This is a genomic window from Bradyrhizobium sp. STM 3843, from assembly GCF_000239815.1.
GTDB lineage: Bacteria > Pseudomonadota > Alphaproteobacteria > Rhizobiales > Xanthobacteraceae > Bradyrhizobium.
The window spans coordinates 23,758-43,715 of record NZ_CAFK01000122.1; the positions used below are offsets into that span (position 1 = coordinate 23,758).

Annotated in this window: 21 protein-coding genes; 4 read left to right on the top strand and 17 right to left on the bottom strand. The window is 64.5% G+C overall.

The window, feature by feature from the left end:
- Positions 1-81 precede the first annotated feature (81 nt).
- From BRAS3843_RS15500 to BRAS3843_RS15560, 13 genes are all read right to left on the bottom strand, one after another.
- The gene (locus BRAS3843_RS15500; RefSeq protein WP_008969891.1) at positions 82-2,202 is read right to left on the bottom strand and encodes a sodium-translocating pyrophosphatase; all 2,121 of its coding nucleotides are present in this window, start codon (positions 2,200-2,202) and stop codon (positions 82-84) included.
- A gap of 209 nt (positions 2,203-2,411) precedes the next feature.
- Entirely contained in the window at positions 2,412-3,407 is a 996-nt protein-coding gene (thiL, locus tag BRAS3843_RS15505) for a thiamine-phosphate kinase (protein ID WP_008969892.1), read from the bottom strand.
- Positions 3,408-3,602: 195 nt separating this feature from the next.
- Positions 3,603-4,097, bottom strand: coding sequence for a transcription antitermination factor NusB (nusB, locus tag BRAS3843_RS15510; protein WP_008969893.1), 495 nt, complete (start codon positions 4,095-4,097; stop codon positions 3,603-3,605).
- Positions 4,098-4,100: 3 nt separating this feature from the next.
- The gene (ribH, locus tag BRAS3843_RS15515) at positions 4,101-4,592 is read right to left on the bottom strand and encodes a 6,7-dimethyl-8-ribityllumazine synthase (RefSeq protein WP_008969894.1); all 492 of its coding nucleotides are present in this window, start codon (positions 4,590-4,592) and stop codon (positions 4,101-4,103) included.
- A 206-nt stretch (positions 4,593-4,798) separates the two neighbouring features.
- Complete coding sequence (locus BRAS3843_RS15520; protein WP_008969895.1) at positions 4,799-5,407, bottom strand: riboflavin synthase; 609 nt, start codon at positions 5,405-5,407, stop codon at positions 4,799-4,801.
- Positions 5,408-6,556, bottom strand: coding sequence for a bifunctional diaminohydroxyphosphoribosylaminopyrimidine deaminase/5-amino-6-(5-phosphoribosylamino)uracil reductase RibD (gene ribD / locus BRAS3843_RS15525; protein ID WP_008969896.1), 1,149 nt, complete (start codon positions 6,554-6,556; stop codon positions 5,408-5,410).
- On the bottom strand, positions 6,553-7,038 hold the full coding sequence (nrdR, locus tag BRAS3843_RS15530; RefSeq protein WP_008969897.1) for a transcriptional regulator NrdR: 486 nt from the start codon (positions 7,036-7,038) through the stop codon (positions 6,553-6,555). The genes ribD and nrdR overlap by 4 nt, the downstream gene beginning before the upstream one ends.
- A 13-nt stretch (positions 7,039-7,051) precedes the next feature.
- Positions 7,052-8,356 carry a serine hydroxymethyltransferase gene (gene glyA, locus BRAS3843_RS15535; RefSeq protein WP_008969898.1) on the bottom strand — a complete coding sequence of 435 codons (1,305 nt, stop codon included), beginning with the start codon at positions 8,354-8,356 and terminating at the stop codon, positions 7,052-7,054.
- A gap of 201 nt (positions 8,357-8,557) precedes the next feature.
- A complete protein-coding gene (locus BRAS3843_RS15540; RefSeq protein WP_244425343.1) occupies positions 8,558-9,016 on the bottom strand; it encodes a hypothetical protein in 459 nt (152 codons plus the stop codon).
- Positions 9,017-9,103: 87 nt separating this feature from the next.
- Positions 9,104-9,325: a hypothetical protein gene (locus BRAS3843_RS15545; RefSeq protein ID WP_008969900.1), complete on the bottom strand. Its 222-nt coding sequence runs from the start codon at positions 9,323-9,325 to the stop codon at positions 9,104-9,106.
- A gap of 10 nt (positions 9,326-9,335) precedes the next feature.
- Positions 9,336-9,563, bottom strand: a complete 228-nt coding sequence (locus BRAS3843_RS15550; protein WP_008969901.1) for a hypothetical protein — start codon at positions 9,561-9,563, stop codon at positions 9,336-9,338.
- 188 nt (positions 9,564-9,751) lie between these two features.
- The gene (locus BRAS3843_RS15555; protein WP_008969902.1) at positions 9,752-10,264 is read right to left on the bottom strand and encodes a MarR family winged helix-turn-helix transcriptional regulator; all 513 of its coding nucleotides are present in this window, start codon (positions 10,262-10,264) and stop codon (positions 9,752-9,754) included.
- A gap of 400 nt (positions 10,265-10,664) precedes the next feature.
- A complete protein-coding gene (locus tag BRAS3843_RS15560; RefSeq protein WP_008969903.1) occupies positions 10,665-11,138 on the bottom strand; it encodes a DUF6163 family protein in 474 nt (157 codons plus the stop codon).
- Positions 11,139-11,346: 208 nt separating this feature from the next.
- On the opposite strand from BRAS3843_RS15560, the gene hemB reads away from it, so the two are divergent.
- The 3 genes from hemB (at position 11,347) to BRAS3843_RS15575 (ending at position 13,960) form a co-directional block, all read left to right on the top strand.
- Positions 11,347-12,411: a porphobilinogen synthase gene (hemB, locus tag BRAS3843_RS15565; RefSeq protein ID WP_008969904.1), complete on the top strand. Its 1,065-nt coding sequence runs from the start codon at positions 11,347-11,349 to the stop codon at positions 12,409-12,411.
- A gap of 151 nt (positions 12,412-12,562) precedes the next feature.
- Complete coding sequence (locus BRAS3843_RS15570) at positions 12,563-13,108, top strand: RDD family protein (protein ID WP_008969905.1); 546 nt, start codon at positions 12,563-12,565, stop codon at positions 13,106-13,108.
- 75 nt (positions 13,109-13,183) lie between these two features.
- The gene (locus tag BRAS3843_RS15575) at positions 13,184-13,960 is read left to right on the top strand and encodes an arginyltransferase (RefSeq protein WP_008969906.1); all 777 of its coding nucleotides are present in this window, start codon (positions 13,184-13,186) and stop codon (positions 13,958-13,960) included.
- Between the two features lie 82 nt (positions 13,961-14,042).
- On the opposite strand, the gene BRAS3843_RS15580 is transcribed toward BRAS3843_RS15575, so the two are convergent.
- Positions 14,043-15,422 carry an Nramp family divalent metal transporter gene (locus BRAS3843_RS15580; RefSeq protein ID WP_008969907.1) on the bottom strand — a complete coding sequence of 460 codons (1,380 nt, stop codon included), beginning with the start codon at positions 15,420-15,422 and terminating at the stop codon, positions 14,043-14,045.
- Positions 15,423-15,682: 260 nt separating this feature from the next.
- Between BRAS3843_RS15580 and BRAS3843_RS15585 the strand changes: the two genes are divergently transcribed.
- The gene (locus tag BRAS3843_RS15585; protein WP_008969908.1) at positions 15,683-16,915 is read left to right on the top strand and encodes an MFS transporter; all 1,233 of its coding nucleotides are present in this window, start codon (positions 15,683-15,685) and stop codon (positions 16,913-16,915) included.
- Between the two features lie 15 nt (positions 16,916-16,930).
- On the opposite strand, the gene BRAS3843_RS15590 is transcribed toward BRAS3843_RS15585, so the two are convergent.
- From BRAS3843_RS15590 to dmeF, 3 genes are all read right to left on the bottom strand, one after another.
- Positions 16,931-17,365 (bottom strand): universal stress protein, encoded by a 435-nt coding sequence (locus BRAS3843_RS15590; protein ID WP_008969909.1) that lies wholly within the window; start codon positions 17,363-17,365, stop codon positions 16,931-16,933.
- Between the two features lie 72 nt (positions 17,366-17,437).
- A complete protein-coding gene (locus BRAS3843_RS15595) occupies positions 17,438-18,712 on the bottom strand; it encodes an adenylate/guanylate cyclase domain-containing protein (RefSeq protein ID WP_008969910.1) in 1,275 nt (424 codons plus the stop codon).
- Between the two features lie 17 nt (positions 18,713-18,729).
- A complete protein-coding gene (gene dmeF, locus BRAS3843_RS15600; protein WP_008969911.1) occupies positions 18,730-19,734 on the bottom strand; it encodes a CDF family Co(II)/Ni(II) efflux transporter DmeF in 1,005 nt (334 codons plus the stop codon).
- Between the last annotated feature and the right edge of the window lie 224 nt (positions 19,735-19,958).

Genomic DNA, 19,958 nt, shown 5'->3' on the forward strand with positions numbered 1-19,958 from the left:
GTTCGGTCCTGCTGACTGCGTCCCGAAACAAAAACCCCGCGGCTCGCGCCGCGGGGTTTTCGCATTCGACAGAACTGCCGCTCAATGCGCCAGGATCGCGAGCAGCAGCAGCGCGACGATATTGGTGATCTTGATCATCGGGTTCACCGCAGGACCGGCCGTGTCCTTGTAGGGATCGCCGACGGTGTCGCCGGTGACCGCGGACTTGTGGGCGTCAGACCCCTTACCGCCGAAATGGCCATCCTCGATGTACTTCTTGGCGTTGTCCCAGGCGCCACCGCCGGAGGTCATCGAGATCGCCACGAACAGGCCAGTCACGATGACGCCGAGCAGCATGGCGCCGACGGCCGAGAACGCCGCCGACTTGCCGGCCGGACCGCCACCCGCGATCGCATAGATCAGGAAATAGACCACGATCGGTGACAGCACCGGAAGCAGCGAGGGGATGATCATTTCCTTGATCGCGGCCCTGGTCAGAAGGTCCACGGCCTTGCCGTAATCCGGCTTGTCGGTGCCCTGCATGATGCCGGGCTTTTCGCGGAATTGCCGGCGCACCTCTTCCACGATCGCGCCCGCCGCACGGCCCACGGCCGTCATGCCCATCGCGCCAAACAGGTAAGGCAGGAGGCCGCCGAACAGCAGACCCACCACCACGTAAGGGTTGTTCAGCGAGAAGTCCGGCTTGATCCCTGCGAAATAGGGATGATGCGCGGAGTCCGAGATGAAGAACTGGAGGTCCTGATTGTAGGCTGCAAACAGCACCAGCGCGCCGAGACCGGCCGAGCCGATCGCGTAACCCTTGGTGACCGCCTTGGTGGTGTTGCCGACCGCGTCCAGCGCGTCAGTGGATTTGCGGACATCCTTCGGCAATCCCGCCATCTCGGCAATGCCGCCGGCATTGTCAGTCACCGGGCCGAAGGCGTCGAGCGCCACGATCATGCCGGCGAGCGACAGCATCGTCGCCGTGGCGATCGCGATGCCGAACAGGCCGGCGAGGCTATAGGTGACCAGGATGCCGGCAATGATCACGATCGCGGGCAGCGCGGTGGCCTCCATCGAGATCGCAAGGCCCTGGATCACGTTGGTGCCGTGACCGGTCACGGACGCCGCTGCGATCGACTTCACCGGGCGGAAGTCGGTGCCGGTGTAGTATTCGGTGATCCAGATGATCAGGCCGGTGACCACGAGGCCGACGACGCCGCAGGCGAACAGCGACATGCCGGTGTACTCGGCGCCCTCGATCTTGCCGAAACCGACCAGCCAGGAGATCACAAGCGCCACGCCGACCAGCGACAGCACGCCGGTCGCGATCAGGCCCTTGTACAGCGCGCCCATGATCGACTGGCTCGGGCCGAGCTTGACGAAGAAGGTCCCGATGATCGAGGTGATGATGCAGATGCCGCCGATCGCCAGCGGCAGCGTCATCATGTTGGCGAGGTGCGGCGTCTTGGCGAAGAAGATCGCGGCCAGCACCATGGTGGCGACCGCAGTCACCGCGTAGGTCTCGAACAGGTCGGCCGCCATGCCGGCGCAGTCGCCGACATTGTCGCCGACATTGTCCGCGATGGTGGCGGGATTGCGCGGATCGTCCTCGGGGATGCCGGCCTCGACCTTGCCGACCAGATCGCCGCCGACGTCAGCGCCCTTGGTGAAGATGCCGCCGCCGAGACGGGCGAAGATCGAGATCAGCGACGCGCCGAAGCCGAGCGCGACCAGCGCATCGACCACCGTGCGGCTGTCGGGCGCGAGATTCATGAACTGGGTCAGGACCAGGAAATAGAGGGTCACGCCGAGCAGCGCGAGGCCGGCGACCAGGAGCCCGGTGATGGCGCCGGACTTGAACGCAAGCTCAAGCCCGCCGGCGAGCGAGGTCGTGGCCGCCTGCGCGGTGCGGACATTGGCGCGAACCGAGACGTTCATGCCGATGAAGCCGGCGACGCCCGAGAGCACCGCGCCGATCGCAAAGCCGACCGCGACCAGGGGGCCGAGCAAGTAGGCCAGAAGCAGAAAGATCACGACGCCGACGAACGCAATCGTCGTGTACTGGCGGCGCAGATAGGCCTGTGCGCCCTCGCGCACCGCGGCCGCAATTTCCTGCATTCGCGCATTCCCCGCGTCCGCCTTCAGGACCGACGATGTGGCCCAGATCGCGTAGACGATCGCGAGCGCTCCGCAGAGCACGATCACCCATAATGCTGACATGTAGTTTCCTCGGCTTTCTGCTTTCAGCTCATACCCACGCACGTCACTATTGTGCGACGCACGCGCCCCATATAGGCCTCCCACTTGCGGGGAGGTTCCTCAAACGGCCCCGACCTTGCCAAAATCGCCATCATGGCGCAACGCCGCGAAAGCTGAACCGCTATAAAATCGGTCAACCTTTCGTCGGGATGTGCAGGCGCGAATGGGTCTCAGAAGTGGCTGAAGGACAGGCGCGTCAGACTGATCTCGGCGCCCTGCCCGTCCAGAAACCGAGGACGGCCAGCGCCCGCAGCGACGGTTCCAATCTCCGCGACCGCAACCCCGACGCGCCCGGCCTCGGCCAGGAAAGCCTCGCGCTTCGCGGGAGGAATTGTGCACAGGATTTCATAGTCGTCGCCGCCGGAAATCATGGCCGCGATGTCGGCGGCGTCGCGGGACAGCAGCATCGCGGCGACCGGCGATGTCGGGATACGTGACACGTCAACCTCGGCGCTGACCTTGGAGGCGGCACACAGCTTGGCGAGATCCCCGGCGAGGCCGTCGGACACGTCCATGGACGCGGTCGCGAAATCCCGGATGCAAGTCGCCAAGGCATTGCGTGGCTGCGGCACACGATATCGGCTGATGAGCAGCTCGCGCGCAGCGGGATCGCCCGCCAGGGCTGTGGCGGCTGGGCCGCCCTTGAGCACATCGAGCCCGAGCACGGCATCGCCGATCGTGCCGGTGACCATGATGCTGTCGCCGGGGCTTGCGCCGAAGCGATGCACCATGCGTCCCACGGGCACCCGCCCCCAGGCGGCAATCGAAATCATCACCGGACCGGGCGTCGACACGGTGTCACCGCCCAGCAGCGGGCAGCCGAAGCTCGCCGCATCCTCGCCGAGCCCGCGCGCAAAGGCGGTGAGCCAGGACTCGTCGGCCTGGCGCAGCGCCAGCGTCAGCACAAAGCCGGCCGGAGTGGCGCCCTTCGCGGCAAGGTCGGAGAGGTTGACCCGCAGCGCCTTCTTGGCGATTCCCTCAGGCGGATCATCGGGCAGATAGTGGACGCCTTCGACGATGGCGTCAGTCTTGACCACGATGTCACAGCCCTCGGCCTTGATGATCGCAGCGTCGTCGACGAGGCCGAACGCGCCGGGATCGGTCGCCAGCGGCTTGAAAAAGCGCGCGATGAGGGAGTCTTCGCCGGAGGGAGTGTCATTGGTCATCGGCTTGGTCCCGACACCACGCTGTCATCGCCCGGCTTGACCGGGCGATCCAGTACGCCGCAGCCTCTCCGTGTCCCTCGAACGCCTCTGGAATACTGGATCACCCGCCTTCGCGGGTGATGACACCGGTAGTGCCGACCGAGCTGTGGTCCGGAGCCAATCCGAGTTTGTTGTGATCGGCCCGCACACATCGAACTACTTCTGATCCAACTCGTCGCTGCGATATTGTCGCGCGAGCTGATCTAGCACGGCATTGACCATGCCGGTCTCGTCGCGCTCGACGAAAGCGTGGGCGACGTCGACATATTCCGAGACCACGACACGGGCCGGAATGTCCTTGCGATGTTCGAGCTCATAGGCGCCGGCGCGCAGCACCGCCCGCAGGATCGCCTCGATCCGCTTCAGCGGCCAGCCGCGCGAGAGCGCTTCGTCGAGCACCGGATCGATCTTCTTTTGATCGCGCACCACGCCGGAGACGATGTCGCGGAAGAAGGCGGCTTCCGCCGGCAGATATTGCTCGCCCTCGACCTCGCTGCCGATCCAGTGGCTCTCATATTCCGCGAAAATGTCGTTGAGCCCGGCGCCGGCGATGTCCATCTGGTAGAGCGCCTGCACCGCGGCAAGCCGGGCTGCGCCGCGGCGATTGGCCTTGCGGTCGGGCGCCTTGGACCTGTTCCTGATCTCGGCCATCGATCAACCCTTCGCAAGACGGCGCTTGATGCGCAGCATCGCGAGCGCCGCGCGCGCGGCGTCGCCGCCCTTGTTGAGCTCGGAGGCGCGCGCCCGGGCCCACGCCTGGGCCTCGGTGTTGACGGTGAGGATGCCGTTGCCGAGCGGCAGCCGCCTGTCGACGGCGAGATCCATCAGCGCACGCGAGGATTCGTTGGAGACGATCTCGAAATGGATGGTATCGCCGCGGATCACGCAGCCGAGCGCAATCGCCGCATCATAGGGCTTGCCGTGGCTCTCGGCTGCATCCAGCGCAATCGCGATCGCCGCCGGGATCTCCAGCGCGCCGGGAACCGTGATCACGTCATGCGTCACTCCGGCCGCCTTCAGCTCGGCGAGCGCGCCTTCGAGCAACGCATCCTGAATGTCGTCATAGAATCGCGCCTCGACGATCAGCGCACGAGCGCCGGAAATGTCGGTCTGGTCCTTCAATGGGGCGCGCCGCGCGTCTGCCATCGGTTCAATCCGTTCTTGACGTCGACGCACAACATCACTGTTGATCGTCAACGAATGTGGGTGGCGTTTGTAGTCGTCGCGGCTTCGCTCGCCAAGTCCCGAAACCAGCGCTGCACCGTGATGGCCGGGACGGGCCCAGCCACAAAGTTCGTGCTGCGAAAAGCAGGTCGTGGATGCCCGGCACCAGGTCGGGCATGACGGCTGACCTATTTCATGTCCGTCAGGCGCGCCGCGTAGCGCGCCATCAGGTCGACCTCGATATTGACCTCGGTCCCCGCCTGCCAGGACGACAAGGTCGTCACCTCGAGCGTATGCGGGATGATCAACACCGAGAAGGTCACATCCTCCACCGTGTTGATCGTCAGCGAGACGCCGTCGAGCGTCACCGAGCCTTTCGGCGCGATGAAACGCGCCAGCTCGCGCGTGGTCTTCAGCGTGAAGCGCGCCATGTCCGGCAGGTCCTCACGGCTGACAATGGTTGCGATGCCATCGACATGGCCGGCGACGATGTGGCCGCCGAGCTCGTCGCCGATCTTCAGCGCGCGCTCCAGGTTCAGCCGGGTGCCGGCTTTCCATCCCTTGGCCGTGGTCAGCGCCAGCGTCTCCGCAGCGGCGTCGACCTCGAACCAGGTCTTGCCGTCGGCCATGCCCGACTGCACAACGGTGAGGCAGACACCGTTATTGGCGATCGATGCGCCATCTGCAATGGTGGCGCGATCATAGTGGCAGGCGATGCGCAAGCGATGCAGCTGCCCTTGCGCCGTCGGCGTCAGACTTTCGATCTCGCCGATATCGGTGACAATGCCGGTAAACATTTACGCGCGCTCGTAGATCGTGAGGGTGTCGGTGTCGAGCGTGTCGCTAGCACGAACGCGATAGGCCGACGACTGCGTGATTGCGGCCAGCGGCAATGCGTCCAGCGCAGCGATGCCGCCTTCGCCAATCACATCGGGTCCGCGGAAAAGCCAGATTTCGTCGACGAGCCCGCTGGCAACGAAATGCGACGCGATGCGGCTGCCGCCCTCGACCATCAGTCGGGTGATGCCGCGCGCGCTCAATGCTTGCAGCACGGCCGGCAGATCCAGTCCCGGTGATGGACATGGCGGCATCCGGGTCACCTGTGCGCCGGCCGCGCCGAGCCGGGTTACCGCCGCGGCTTCGGCCGTTTCGGCGCAGACCAGCCAGAGCTGGGTCGCTCGCGCCGATTGCACCAGCCGACTGTCTCCCGGAATGCGCAGCGCCGTATCCAGCACCACCCGCACCGGGGAGCGGCTTGCCATCCCCGGCAGCCGGCAGGTCAGCAGCGGATCATCCGCCAGCACGGTGCCGATGCCGACCAGGATCGCATCGCATTGCGCGCGCAACAAATGGACGCGTGTTCTCGCCGACTCACCAGTGATCGCAACCGGCTTGTGGCCGGCCGCGCCGATCTTGTCGTCGGCAGACACCGCAAGCTTGAGGATGATATGCGGGCGACCGTCCCGGACGCGGCGGAAATGGCCGGCGTGGTCACGTGCGGCATCAGCCGAACACAGCCCAACCTCGACCTGGATACCCGCGGCCCGCAGCTTGGCGTGCCCCTGCCCTGCGACTTGCGGATTGGGATCCTCGATCGCGGACACCACGCGCGCGATGCCGGACGCCATCACCGCATCCACACAGGGCGGCGACTTGCCGTGATGCGAGCATGGCTCGAGCGTCACATAGAGTGTCGCGCCCTTCGTGGCTTCGCCCGCGCGCCTGAGCGCCTCGGGCTCGGCATGCGGACGCCCGCCCGGCTGGGTCCAGCCGCGGCCGACGATGACGCCATCCTTGACCACGACGGCGCCGACAGCCGGATTCGGCCAGGTCCGCCCCAGCCCGCGACGGCCGAGCGACAGCGCCAGCTGCATGAAACGGCGATCGGCTTCCTTCTGCGCGCGGAGCTTCTCGCCGACCTGATCGACCAGCACGCGGAAGATCATTTGCGGACCGGCGCAAGCCGCGGCGCGTCCTCCTCCGAGGAGAGCTCGCCGAGCACGGCCTCGAAATCCTTGGCTTCGCGAAAGTTGCGATAGACCGAGGCGAAGCGGACATAGGCGACGTCGTCGAGCTGGCGCAGATGCTCCATCACGATCTCGCCGATCGCCTCCGACGACACTTCGGACTCGCCACCGCTCTCGAGCTCGCGCACGATCGCCGAGACCGTCTTCTCCACCCGCTCCGGGTCGACCGGACGCTTGCGCAGGGAGATCTGCACCGAGCGCATCAGCTTGTCGCGATCGAACGGCACACGGCGACCGTTGCGCTTGATCACGGTGAGTTCACGCAGCTGCACCCGCTCGAAGGTGGTGAAGCGGAAATTGCAGGAGACGCAGACCCGTCGCCGCCGGATCACGGCGGAATCCTCGGTGGGACGGGAATCCTTCACCTGCGTATCGAGACTGTTGCAGCTCGGGCAGCGCATTTAGGTTTTTGCCTTACTGATAGATCGGGAAACGATCGGTCAGCGCCTTCACCTTCTCCTTCACGGCGGCTTCGACCAGCGGCGCACTGCCGTCCGGAGCCTGCGCGAGCGCATTGAGCACCTCGGCGATCATGCCGGCGACCTGCTTGAACTCGGCGACGCCGAAGCCACGGGTCGTGGTGGCCGGCGTGCCCAGACGCAGCCCGGAGGTGACGAACGGCTTTTCCGGATCGAACGGAATTCCGTTCTTGTTGCAGGTGATGCCGGCGCGAACCAGCGCCTTCTCCGAGATGTTACCCTTCAGCCCCTTCGGCCTGAGATCGACCAGCATCAGGTGATTGTCAGTGCCGCCGGACACGATGTCGAACCCGTGGCCACGCAGGGCTTCGGCCAGCGCCTTGGCATTCTCAACGATGTTTCGGGCATAGATCTTGAATTCCGGCCGCAGCGCTTCCGCGAAGGCCACCGCCTTGGCCGCAATCACATGCATCAGGGGACCACCTTGCAGGCCCGGGAAGATCGCGGAATTCAGCTTCTTGGTCAGCTGCTCGTCATTCCACAGGATCAGGCCGCCGCGCGGCCCGCGCAGCGACTTGTGCGTCGTGGTGGTGGTGACATGCGCATAGGGCACCGGCGAGGCATGGGCGCCGCCGGCCACGAGACCGGCGAAATGCGCCATGTCGACCAGGAAATAGGCGCCGACGCTGTCTGCGATCTCGCGGAAGCGCTTGAAGTCCCAGGGACGTGAGTAGGCGCTGCCGCCGGCGATAATCAGCTTCGGCTTCACCTCTTCCGCCTGCTTGGCGACCGCATCCATGTCGATCATCTGGTCCTCGCGCCGCACCGTATAGTGCGAGGCCTTGAACCATTTGCCGGACATGTTGACCGGCGAGCCATGGGTCAGATGACCGCCGGCCGCGAGGTCGAGGCCCATGAAGGTGTCGCCGGGCTGCAGCAGCGCCAGGAACACCGCCTGGTTCATCTGGCTGCCGGAGTTCGGCTGCACATTGGCGAAGTTGGCGCCGAACAGCTTCTTGGCGCGGTCGATCGCGAGGTTCTCGGCGACATCGACCCATTCGCAGCCGCCGTAATAGCGCGCGCCCGGATACCCCTCGGCATATTTGTTGGTCATGACCGAGCCCTGCGCTTCCAGCACCGCCCGGCTGACGATGTTCTCGGACGCGATCAGCTCGATCTCATGGCGCTGGCGGCCGAGTTCACCCTTGATGGCAGCGGCGATCTCGGGATCGGCCTCGGCGAGCGTGGCGGTGAAAAAGGAATCGAGGGCGGATGAGGGCTTGGCGCTGGAGGCTGTCATCGGCGAAATATCTCCACGGCCGCAAGCCTTTAGCGGATTGCGGTCGGTTTCTTGGACGCGGTCGGAAAGAACCCCTGGCCATTACCACAGCGCGGGTGCCAGGCCAAGCACTTGCGGTCAGACCGCCGATTTATGCCAGATATGGTGGACGGCGGCAGGCTGAAAGCCCCTCCAGGGCGAGGGCCGATCCGGCCCGTCGTCTCAGGCCCCACCGCACATATGCGGGTCGTCCTGCATCTTCCAGACCCCGTTGGTTCTCAGATTCGTGGTTTCGTAGACGCGACCGCGGTTGTCGCCGGGCGGACAATCCTTCGGGATCGACACGAGGCAGAACCGAACCTTGTCGCCCACCTTCGAATGGGCGAGCGCCGCGTCCCATTCGTACGACACCTGAGTATCCTTATTGGTGTAACGAACGTAGCTGCCAGGGTCGATCACGCCCTTCTTGATCGGCTTCCGCGAAAGCTTCCCACCGGAGAAGTCCGCGATCTCAGCGATCGTTCGCTCCGCGCATTCGCCGACCTTGGTGGGATTTTCCACCAGCACCGGCGCCTGCGGGGCGGCGGCAGCAACCGCATCGGCAGGCGGCGATTCATTCTGAGAGCAGGTCGCGATGAGCAACAGCGGGATGTAGAACACGCGCGACAGCCCCAGCATCATGCTCCCCAAAACAAGAACCTGTATGAAGCGGTCGCTTCATACAGGTTGTCTCGGTGGCAACGCAACCGCTTTACGCGATGGCTCAGGTTAAAGCCCGGTATAACCCGCCTTCACCGGATCGACCCGGCCCTCGAGCTGTCGCAGATAGGTCAGGCCGCACACGGTCAGCCGGTGCGGATCGCGCTCGCCGGCCTCGAACAGCGTCTTCACGTAATCCGCCACCTTGCGCCGCGCCTCTTCGCTCGCTGCGGCGGAACGATTCGCCAGCAGGTCATAGGTGTGCATGATCCGATCGATGGCAGCTTCCATGATGTCCCCTTCACTCACGCGGCGTCGCAGCCTCGAACGTTGCGATCGCCTTATTGGCGAGCCTGAGCTTGTTGAACTCGCCGCGTTGAAACAGGTGGACGATGATATCAACCAGGCGGTCGTTCGGCTGAAACGTGTCAGGCATGGCGCCCGAGCGACGCAGGTAGTTCGCAGCGATCGCATAGGCATCGCTCACCACCTCCACGCTCATCACCTGACTGCCACGTTCGACCAGCATCACCTATCCTCCGGCACGAATGATAAGCCGGATCAGGCGATGTGGTTCCAATGAGGAACGGGTGTTTTTGCGGGCGCGAAAACAAAAGCGCCGGCTCGCGAGACGGGCCGGCGCGTCGGGATATGTCAGGTGCGAACCTCAGCCTTCCGGTTCTTTACGCCGGTTCAGCCTTATCGATGGAGCTGCGATCAGAGACGATACAGGATCTGGTCGGTCCAGAAGCGCTCGAGCCGGTGCAGCGATTTGTTGAGCGTTGCGAACTCCTCGTTGGAGATGCCGCCCACCTGCTCGACCGTCTTCACATGCTTCTGATACAGCGCCTCGACGATCTTGCGGATCTCCTGGCCCTGCGGCGTCAGCCGGATGCGGACCGAGCGACGATCAACGCGCGAGCGCTGATGATCGAGGAAGCCCAGCTCGACCAGCTTCTTCAAATTGTAGGAAACGTTGGACCCGAGATAATAGCCCCGGGTACGCAGCTCACCGGCGGTCAACTCCTTGTCGCCGATGTTGTAGAGCAGGAGCGCCTGAACCGAGTTGATGTCTGAACGGCCGCGGCGATCGAACTCATCCTTGATGACGTCGAGCAGGCGGCGATGCAGCCGCTCCACCAAGGTCAAGGCTTCCAGATAAAGCGACTGCACGGTGCCCTGGCCGGGCGCGCGCTCAGTCTCCACAGCCGTTGCGACGGCTTTCATCATGACACTTCCCCTGTAGTCGTTTTTGTCGACTTATTCGACGAAACTTTTGTCCCGCCTGATAAAACGAGCTTAAGGGGGCCGATTTGAAGATCGGCTTAAACAAGAGCATAAATACGGAATGAATTTAAGAGAGTGAATCCTCCTTTAAGCCTGCGATTCAAGGGCTTTTTGCAACATCCCGTTGACGGTGACTGCGCGATGTTCGCGCTTTGTCTCACCCCCTGTCACATTCCAAAACAGGTGCCTCGCGCCGCGCTAAGGAGCGCGTAACAGCTGTGGCAAACGGCTTTAAGGTGTTCGAAACGTTACCCGCAACGTATAGAAAAGATCGGGGGGCAAAATTGCTTGCGCGCAACCTCACGATGCCGACGCCCTTAACGCGGCCATGTCGGAAACGCAGCTATGGCGGACGCTCCCGCGCCGCCATCCAGGCCAGGACGAGATAGGCCGCCAGCATCACGGCCTCGACCCCGACCACGACCAGGCTGCCGCCATAGATCCCGGGGAACATCAACTCGATCACCGCCATCGACACCACGGTGGTCAGCCAGACCACCGCCCCCCATGGCGTTGCGAGCCAGAGCCCGACCGCCGCGACCAGCTCGATCACGGCAAAGTAGACCGTGGCCGCCTGCCAGGCCATCGGCTGGTTCTCGAAGGCTTCATCCTCGCCGCCGATGAAGCCTGTGACCTGCGCCCAGTGATAAAGACCCTTGGCGATCGACAGCATCGCCATCAGCCGCAGGAACAGCACGAGCCGCCGCGTCCAGACGTTCTCGTCACTTTCCATGCGTTCCGACGACAGCGCCGCAACCGACATGGCGCCCATGGCGCCGTCGCGCGGCAGATCGCGCGCCGTAGGTATTTCAGGCATCAAGACCCCGCATCATCGCGCAATGATCCTCGTATGGCACCTTGATCGACTGCCAGGACGGCAATTTTTGGTGAGCTGCTGCGCCAAAATCAAATGGGCGGCTTGCGCCAGCTCAAGTGACGGCGCAGGAGCGAAGTGCTACAGAATATTGGAATTACAACAAGTCAAATCAGCCGGCCCAGCGGCCTCCTCAAGGAGCCAAACCCCCATGGCGATCAAATTCGGGCGTCCGATCGAAATGCGCGACGTTGCGCGCGGTGTCGCGACCACGGCGGCCCCTGCTCTCGATCTGACGATCCGCCCGCGTCGCAACCGCAAGGCCGAGTGGGTGCGTCGGCTGGTGCGCGAGAACGTGCTGACGACGGACGATCTGATCTGGCCGCTATTCGTGGTCGAGGGCGAGAAGACGCGGACCACGGTCACCTCGATGCCGGGCGTCGACCGGCTGAGCGTCGACGAGATCGTTCGCGACGCCGAGCGCGCGGTCAGGCTGAACATCCCCTGCCTCGCGCTGTTCCCCTACACCGATCCGTCCCTGCGCGACGAACATGGCTCCGAGTCCTGCAACCCCGACAATCTGGTTTGCCAGGCGGTGCGTGCCATCAAGGCGGAGTTCCCGGAGATCGGCGTGCTCTGCGACGTCGCGCTCGACCCGTTCACCAGCCATGGCCATGACGGGCTGATCAAGGATGGCCGCATCCTCAACGACGAGACCGTGGCCGTTCTGGTCCGGCAGGCGCTGGTGCAGGCCGAGGCCGGCTGCGACATCATCGCGCCGTCGGACATGATGGACGGGCGCGTCGGCGCGATCCGGCAGGCGCTCGATCAGGCCGGCTTCCAGGACGTGCAGATCATGGCGTATGCGGCGAAATATGCCTCCGCGTTCTATGGTCCGTTCCGCGACGCGATCGGCTCGGCCAAGACCTTGAGCGGCGACAAGCGCACCTACCAGATGGACAGCGCCAATTCCGACGAAGCCTTGCGCGAGGTCGAGCTCGACATCGCCGAAGGCGCCGACATGGTGATGGTGAAGCCGGGTCTGCCCTATCTGGATGTCATCCGGCGGGTGAAGGACACGTTCGGGATGCCGACCTTCGCCTACCAGGTCTCCGGCGAATACGCGATGATCGCGGCCGCCGCGAACAACGGCTGGATCGACGGCGAGCGCGCGATGATGGAAAGCCTGGTGGCATTCAAGCGGGCCGGCGCCGATGGCGTGCTGACCTATTTCGCCCCGCAGGCAGCGGAGAAGCTGCGCCAGCAGAATTCGTAGTTCACGACCGAAGCGACAGGCAGCTGCCGCTGGGTTCATCCTGGCGCGGCCGTGGAATCGCCGGAATATTGCCATCACCGGTTGCCGCGCCGCCCCTTGCAAGAACGGCGGCGGTTCCCATGTCCTGCTTGCCAATCGGGAGGAGGCATCCATGGCCTATATGGGCTCGGACAATAGTGGCTGGAGCAGCGGCGGACCGGGTGTGCGACCGCACGCCTACGATCCCTATCGACAGCCGGAGCTGTTTCGTGGAGTGGCGCTGCGGCGCATGGTCGCGTTCCTCATCGATCTGGTCGTCCTCGCAATTCCCGTGATCCTGGCCGTGATCTTCATTGCAGTCTTCGGTCTGATCACGCTCGGCCTTGGCTGGGTGCTGTTCTGGCTGGTGTCACCGGCGTCGGTGATCTGGGCGCTGGTCTATTACGGCAGCACCATCGGCGGACCGCATTCGGCCACGATCGGCATGCGGCTGATGGACCTCGAGCTGCGCACCTGGTACGGCGCACCGGGCTACTTTGTGCTCGGTGCCGTGCACGCGGTGTGCTTCTGGATCTCGATCTCGGTGCTATCGCCCTTTGTGCTTCTGATCGGTGTCTTCAACAGCCGCCGCCGGCTGCTGCACGACTTCGTATTGGGAACCGTGGTGGTCAACACCTCGGTCCGTTCGCAACTCGTTGAGCCTGCCCGCACCTATTGAATGATCAAACCGATTGACCGGCAGCGTCCGGAGCGCAATTCTGTGCATCATCGCTTCGGAGGCTGATGAGCATCCTTGACCCAGCACTCGCGTGATACCCCGCAATTCTACCTGACCGCGCCCTCGCCCTGCCCGTATCTCCCAGGGCGGCAGGAGCGCAAGGTTTTCACGCATCTGGTCGGCGACAAGGCCACCGATCTCAACGACCTGCTCACGCATGGCGGCTTTCGGCGCAGCCAGTCGATCGCCTACCGCCCGGCCTGCGACCAGTGCCGGGCCTGCGTCTCGGTGCGGGTGATCGCCAACGAGTTCCGGCCGTCGCGCAACTTCCGCAAGATCATGGCCCGCAATGCCGACCTGATCGGCGAGCAGCGCAGCGCGGTGCCGACTTCAGAACAATATTCGATCTTCCGCGGCTATCTCGACCAGCGGCACCGGCATGGTGGCATGGCCGACATGACGGTGCTCGACTACGCCATGATGGTCGAAGACAGCCATGTTGAGACCCGCATCATCGAGTATCGACGCCGCAACCTGAGCAACGGCCCCAACGGGCGCGGCGGCGAGCTCGTCGCGGCGGCGCTCACGGACGTGCTCAGTGACGGGCTGTCCATGGTCTATTCGTTCTTCGATCCGTCGGAGACAACCCGTTCGCTCGGCACCTTCATGATCCTCGATCACATTGCCCGCGCGCGACGGCAGGGCCTGCCCTATGTCTATCTGGGCTACTGGATCGAGGGCTCCAAGAAGATGGACTACAAGAGCCGCTATCTGCCGCAGCAGCGGCTGGCAGCGGCCGGCTGGCTGCGCATCGATGCCGAAGGCCGCACGGCACCGGAGCCGCAGGACTGACGGAGCGAGAAGCGAGTAGCGAGTAGCGAATAGAAAAGCGATCTTCCCCTACTCGTTATTCCCTACGCGCCATTTCGCCTCTTCAGCTCACATAGTCCCACACCAGCTTCGCATTCAGCGCGATGATCGCGACCGCGATCACGGTCGCGATCGCAGTCAACCAGCGCGGCGCGACGAAAGCGCCCATCTTGGTGCGGCTCGCCGTGATCAGGACCAGCGGCACGATCGCGAATGGCAGCTGCAGGCTGAGCACGACCTGGCTCAGGATCAGCAGGTGACCGGTCGCCCTCTCGCCGGCCCAGATCGTGACCACGACAGCCGGCACGATCGCGATCATCCGCGTGATCAGGCGCCGCAGCCATGGCGCGATCCGCCAGTTGAGAAAGCCTTCCATCACGATCTGGCCGGACAAGGTCGCGGTGATCGTCGAGTTCAGGCCGCAGCAGAGCAGCGCAATGGCAAACAGGCTCGGCGCCAGGGTCGAACCGAGCAGCGGCGCCAGGAACGAATGTGCCTGGTCCAGTTCGGCAACCTCAAGCTGTCCGCTCTTATGGAAGGTGGCGGCGGCCAGGATCAGGATCGAGGCGTTGATGGTGAGCGCAAGGCAGAGCGCGATCGAGGAATCGATCGTCGACAGCGTGATCGCTTCGCGCTTCTCCTCTGCACTGTCGCCGTAGCCGCGGGTCTGCACCAGACCCGAATGCAGGTAGAGATTGTGCGGCATCACGGTGGCGCCGAGAATGCCCAGCGCAAGATAGAGCATCTCGGAATTGGCCAGGAGTTGCCGGGTCGGCACGAAACCTTTCAGCACGGCGCCCCAATCCGGATCGGCCATGGCGATCTGGACCGCGAAACAAGCGGCGATGATCCCTAACAGCGCGACGACAAAGGCCTCGATCCAGCGGAAGCCGAACGCCTGCAAGGCGAGGATCAGGAAAACGTCCAGCGCCGTGATGCAGACCCCAACGCCAAGCGGAATGCCGAACAACAGGCCAAGACCAATCGCGGTACCGATCACCTCGGCAAGATCGGTCGCGGTGATCGCGATCTCCGCTGACAGCCACAGCGGAATCGAGACCCAACGCGGGGTCGAGTCGCGGCAGGCCTGCGCAAGATCGCGGCCGGTCGCCACCCCAAGGCGGCTGCAGAGCGACTGCAACACGATCGCCATCAGATTCGACAGCAGCGCCACCGACAACAGCGCGTAACCGAACTTGGAGCCGCCGGCGAGCGAGGTCGCCCAGTTCCCCGGATCCATATAGCCGACGGCGACCAGGTAGCCGGGACCGAGAAACGCCAGCAGCTTGCGCCACAGCGATCCCTTGGCAACTGTCCGCACCGACCCGAACAGCTCCCCCAAAGACGGAGCTCCGCGGTCGCCCCGCCATCCATGCGCCAGCGGCCCGCCATCGGATCCCGCGACCCGATGCGCTTGCGAAAAATCTGACGAGCGTGCGTCCATGATGTTATCTTGAACCAGAATTGCTTTTAATGCAACTGATTTGCAACTGCATCTGAAAGCATCCGTTCCGAGCAGCTGCCAACGGTCCGCTGGCCGGATGTCTGTCGTGAGACCTGGTGCGGCGACCGGGCGGTCTCTGAGGGCCAGGTTGGAACCGGCAATCGGAACACGGCAAGTCAAAGCAGCAAGTCGGAAAGCGGGTGGGCGCGACCGGCCGGGATCGCGACAATACCGGGGTAGGTTCACCTCCGGATTCCGCCATGTCCCGTTCCGACGCGCCTTCACTGCCTGCGACGTTCAACCGCCTGGCCTGGTCCAATCTCGCGGCCCAATCGGCTGAACAGATTGCGTTGGCTGCCGCCCCCATCGTGGCCGTGCTCCTGCTCGGCATCGGCGAGGGTCAGTCCGGCCTGTTGCAGACCGCCCTCACCGCCCCGTTTATTCTATTCGCGATTCCCGCCGGGCTGCTGGCGGACCGCTGCTCGCGGCGCGTCCTCATGGCCTCGGCCGAGGCGTTGCGCGCGCTTGCCCTGCTCACCATCGTCCTCGCGATCTGGCTCGGCGGCATCACGCTGCCTCTGCTCGCAGGACTCGGCTTCACGGCCGTCTGCGGCACGGTGGTCTTCAGCGTCGCGGCGCCGGCGCTGGTCCCCTCGCTGGTGACACCGGCGCTGTTGCCCGCAGCCAATGCGCGCATCGAGCTAGCCCGGACGATCGCCTTTGCCTCGGGGCCTGCGCTTGGCGGCATGCTGGTGGGCTGGATCGGAGCCGCACCCGCCTTCGCCTGCGCCGCGGTGCTGTCCGTCGCCGCCGTTGGCTGCCTCGCCGGCATCGACGAGCCGGCCCGCGCGCCGGTGCCACAGCGGCACCCGCGACAGGACATCGAGGAAGGCGCCGCCTTCGTTCTGCGCCATCCGCTGTTGCGCCCGGTGTTCGTCACCCAGTTCATCTTCAACACCGCGCACTTCCTGCTCCTGGCCGTGTTCGTGCCCTACGCGGTGCATCGACTGGGGCTGGCGGCAATCGGCGTCGGCACCGTGCTCTCGATGTTCGGAGCCGGCATGGTCGTGGGCGCCCTCTTCGCCACCCGGATCATGCGACGGCTGCCGTTCGGCACCGTGATCGGGCTGGGTCCGGTGGCCGGCTTTGTCGCCGCGCTGATCATGGCGCTCACCACTGTGATCCCCTCGCCGTGGCTGGCCGGCGTGAGTTTCTTCCTGCTCGGCGCCGGCCCCATCCTGTGGGTGATCTCGACTACGACGCTGCGCCAGTCGGTGACGCCGGCGAACCTGCTCGGACGCGTCTCCGCCATCAACATCTTGAGCTATGGCGCGCGCCCGCTCGGATCGCTGCTCGGCGCCGTGATCGGCGGTGCCTATGGGGCGGAGGTCTGCCTCTATCTCGTCGCACTCATTTTTGGCTTGCAGGCCCTGGTGATCTTGACCTCGCCCGCCGTGACGCTCGCGCGCCAGCCGGAGATGCAGCCGGCTTAGCGGCGCGGTGGTATCCTAACGATAGACCAGGATCGGAACGGTCGAATGCGTCAGCACCTTGAGCGTCTCGCTGCCCAGGATCGCCGAGACGCCGCGCAGACCATGCGAGGCCATCACCACCAGATCGCAGCCGTGGTCGCGCGCGGTATCCACGATCGCTTCGTACGGCTTGTCGTGCTCGACGCTGAGCGTGGTGCAGGCGACGCCCATGCGCTCGGCGTCCTCCTTGACATGGTCCAGGTATTTCGCCGTCTGCTCGGCGACCAAAGCCTTGTACTGCGCCAGCGCCTTGGTTGCGGCGGAGGGGTCCACGACCAGCGACTGCAGCGGCGTCGAGACCACGAGCGCCGTGATCTTTGCGCCCGTCGCCTTGGCGAGCGCGATGCCGTGCTTCATCGCTGCCTTGGACAAGTCGGAACCATCGGTCGGCAATAGAATATGCTTGTACATGGTATCATCTCCCAGCAGATGATGCTGGGCAGAGTCGGCGATGGCCGGCATTGATATGGCTCAAGCTATGGCTCAAGCAAAAGCCGCGTCAGCCTCGAGATAGGCTTCGTAGCGGCGGGCTACCGCCTCGCTCGCAGCGATCTCCGGATCGAGCGTATAGAGGTCCTGGGCGCGTCCGATGCCCCGCAGCGCATAGCGCCCGGTCGAGACCAGATAGGGTCGACCTTCCTCATCGAGACCGTCGCAGAATTCCGCCGAGGCCAGGAGTTCGCGATCGATCGACCGGCACATCGAAGCGATGCGGCTCACCTCGTTCACGGCCGGCCCTACCACGGTGAAGTCGAGCCGGTCCTCGCTGCCGATATTGCCGTAAAACACCTCTCCGACATGCAGCCCGACATAGGCCGACGTCACCGGCCGCCCCTCCTGGGCCCGGCGCGCGTTGAGCGCACTGATATTGAGGCGAAACCTGTGCTCGGCGCGAAGTGCGGCGCGGCGCGCTTCGGCGATATCGCTCCCGGTAAAGATCGCCAGCACGCCATCGCCGATCAGCTTCAGCACATCGCCACCGGCGTCGTGGATCGCCGTGATCGAGGCTTCCGCATAGTCGTTGAGCAGCGGGATGATCTCGTCCGGCGAGATGCTTTCCGAGATCGCGGTCGAGCCGCGCAGATCGGAGAACCAGAGCACCGCATTGATGCGTTCGGTGACACCGCGCGAGATCCGGCCGCGCAGCACCTGCTCCGAGGCATCGCGTCCCAAATAGACGCGCCCCAATGTTCTGACGATATCGACTTGCTGGGCCGACTTGATCGCGAGAGCCAAGAGCGGCACCAGATCACGCAGCGCCGCGATCTGCATCTCGGTGAAGCCGCCATCGCGGCGGGTCAGCCAATAAGAGTAGAAGCAGTCCATCTGGCCTAGCGTGCCGGCCTCGCCGAACCGATGCACGAAGGCCAGGAAGTGCTGATGACCTTTTTGCGCAAGGTCATGGATCATGCCGAAGTCGAGATGGGCGCAATTGGTCAGGTCGATGCTGAACTCGTCGTGCCCCTTCTCGAGCATGTAGTGAAAGGTCGATCGCCGCCAGTTCTGCGCCGCCTCGCCCTCATTGCTCGAGCCGTATTCGAAACTGTCACGTTCGTTGGTCGGCGCGTCGTTCCAGCGGAAGCCTCGGCCTTCGAAAATCGGGTGCAGGGTATCGATGAAGGTCATGGCACGCGACAGCTCGATGCCCGCCTCGCAGCAGCGCTCGCAAAAGCCGCGCAACAGGTCGTTCTCGGCCATGCCGGTGAGGCTCTGGCCAATGATCCAATTGATCAGCGCGAGACGGTCGGAGCTGTCCATCATCTCTCTTTCGGTTTTTAGGACGACCGCCCGTGCTCGACTTCCACCGTGACATGGCTCAGCGTCGCCAGATCCCTGAGGCGCTGCTTGTAGGTCGCGGGCGCCAGCGGGTTGCCCGACACGAGCGAGACGACGACCGCCCGATGTCCCGGACCGACCTGCCACAGATGCAGATCCGTGACGCGGTCGCCACCGGCCTCGAGCCGCGCCCGGATGGTGGCTTCGAGCCGCCGGTCGGCATTGACGTCGAGCAGCACGGAGCCGGCATCGCGGATCAGCCCATAGGCCCAGCTCGCAATCACGAAGCTGCCGATCAGGCCGACGGCGGCATCCGCCCAGGCCCAGCCCGAATACATGCCGACCAGGAGTGCTGCGATCGCGAGCACCGAAGTTGCCGCGTCCGCCAGCACATGGACATACGCCGCGCGCAGGTTGTTGTCGTGGTGGTGAGCATGATGGTGGTGATGATGATCATGACCGTGATCGTGATCATCATGATCGTCATGATCCTCATCATGGTCATGGTCATGGTCACGATCGTGGCTGTGGCCATGATGGTGATGGTCGTGGGAGTCACCGAGCAGCCAGGCGCTGGCGAGGTTGACGATCAACCCCAGCGCCGCCACTGCCACCGCTTCGCCATAGGCGATCGGAACCGGGTTGATCAGGCGCAGCGCGCTTTCGTAGGCCACCTGGATAGCGATCAACAGCAGGATGATGGCGCTGGAAAAGGCGGCAAGCTCGCCGAACTTGCCGGTCCCGAAGGTGAAGGAGGGATTGCGCGCATAGCGACGCGCGAAGAGGTAGGCGAGCCCCGCGATTCCGAGCGCCGCCGCGTGGGTCCCCATGTGCCAGCCGTCGGCGAGCAGCGCCATCGAACCGAACAGGGAGCCGGCGACGATCTCGCCGATCATCATCACAAGCGTGATTGCGACCACGAACCAGGTGCGGCGCTCATTGCGCTCGTGCTGGGCCCCGAGAAACACGTGATCATGCGCCCATTGATCCGCACGTGATGGCATTCCGCTCTCCTAAAGCCGATGTCTGCGTGCGCCCTGCTCCCGGCGGCAGCATCCGGCAACGACTACAGACACGACCCTTGACATTATCACGACGCGACCGGGAATTCGATGCCGCGCCGGCCGGCGCTCGGACCTGCCGATGCCGATCGCGGCGACTGCCCCGATCGCATAACCAGTCTGCCCCAGCTTGCGACCCGAGCCATCGCTCACACCACGTGCGCCGG

What these genes read in the sequence shown, in the direction of transcription:
- BRAS3843_RS15500 (WP_008969891.1), bottom strand. Translation starts at nt 2,202, where the DNA reads ATGTCAGCATTATGGGTGATCGTGCTCTGCGGAGCGCTCGCGATCGTC.
- thiL (WP_008969892.1), bottom strand. Translation starts at nt 3,407, where the DNA reads ATGACCAATGACACTCCCTCCGGCGAAGACTCCCTCATCGCGCGCTTT.
- nusB (WP_008969893.1), bottom strand. Translation starts at nt 4,097, where the DNA reads ATGGCCGAGATCAGGAACAGGTCCAAGGCGCCCGACCGCAAGGCCAAT.
- ribH (WP_008969894.1), bottom strand. Translation starts at nt 4,592, where the DNA reads ATGGCAGACGCGCGGCGCGCCCCATTGAAGGACCAGACCGACATTTCC.
- BRAS3843_RS15520 (WP_008969895.1), bottom strand. Translation starts at nt 5,407, where the DNA reads ATGTTTACCGGCATTGTCACCGATATCGGCGAGATCGAAAGTCTGACG.
- ribD (WP_008969896.1), bottom strand. Translation starts at nt 6,556, where the DNA reads ATGATCTTCCGCGTGCTGGTCGATCAGGTCGGCGAGAAGCTCCGCGCG.
- nrdR (WP_008969897.1), bottom strand. Translation starts at nt 7,038, where the DNA reads ATGCGCTGCCCGAGCTGCAACAGTCTCGATACGCAGGTGAAGGATTCC.
- glyA (WP_008969898.1), bottom strand. Translation starts at nt 8,356, where the DNA reads ATGACAGCCTCCAGCGCCAAGCCCTCATCCGCCCTCGATTCCTTTTTC.
- BRAS3843_RS15540 (WP_244425343.1), bottom strand. Translation starts at nt 9,016, where the DNA reads ATGATGCTGGGGCTGTCGCGCGTGTTCTACATCCCGCTGTTGCTCATC.
- BRAS3843_RS15545 (WP_008969900.1), bottom strand. Translation starts at nt 9,325, where the DNA reads ATGGAAGCTGCCATCGATCGGATCATGCACACCTATGACCTGCTGGCG.
- BRAS3843_RS15550 (WP_008969901.1), bottom strand. Translation starts at nt 9,563, where the DNA reads ATGCTGGTCGAACGTGGCAGTCAGGTGATGAGCGTGGAGGTGGTGAGC.
- BRAS3843_RS15555 (WP_008969902.1), bottom strand. Translation starts at nt 10,264, where the DNA reads ATGATGAAAGCCGTCGCAACGGCTGTGGAGACTGAGCGCGCGCCCGGC.
- BRAS3843_RS15560 (WP_008969903.1), bottom strand. Translation starts at nt 11,138, where the DNA reads ATGCCTGAAATACCTACGGCGCGCGATCTGCCGCGCGACGGCGCCATG.
- hemB (WP_008969904.1), top strand. Translation starts at nt 11,347, where the DNA reads ATGGCGATCAAATTCGGGCGTCCGATCGAAATGCGCGACGTTGCGCGC.
- BRAS3843_RS15570 (WP_008969905.1), top strand. Translation starts at nt 12,563, where the DNA reads ATGGCCTATATGGGCTCGGACAATAGTGGCTGGAGCAGCGGCGGACCG.
- BRAS3843_RS15580 (WP_008969907.1), bottom strand. Translation starts at nt 15,422, where the DNA reads ATGGACGCACGCTCGTCAGATTTTTCGCAAGCGCATCGGGTCGCGGGA.
- BRAS3843_RS15585 (WP_008969908.1), top strand. Translation starts at nt 15,683, where the DNA reads ATGTCCCGTTCCGACGCGCCTTCACTGCCTGCGACGTTCAACCGCCTG.
- BRAS3843_RS15590 (WP_008969909.1), bottom strand. Translation starts at nt 17,365, where the DNA reads ATGTACAAGCATATTCTATTGCCGACCGATGGTTCCGACTTGTCCAAG.
- BRAS3843_RS15595 (WP_008969910.1), bottom strand. Translation starts at nt 18,712, where the DNA reads ATGGACAGCTCCGACCGTCTCGCGCTGATCAATTGGATCATTGGCCAG.
- dmeF (WP_008969911.1), bottom strand. Translation starts at nt 19,734, where the DNA reads ATGCCATCACGTGCGGATCAATGGGCGCATGATCACGTGTTTCTCGGG.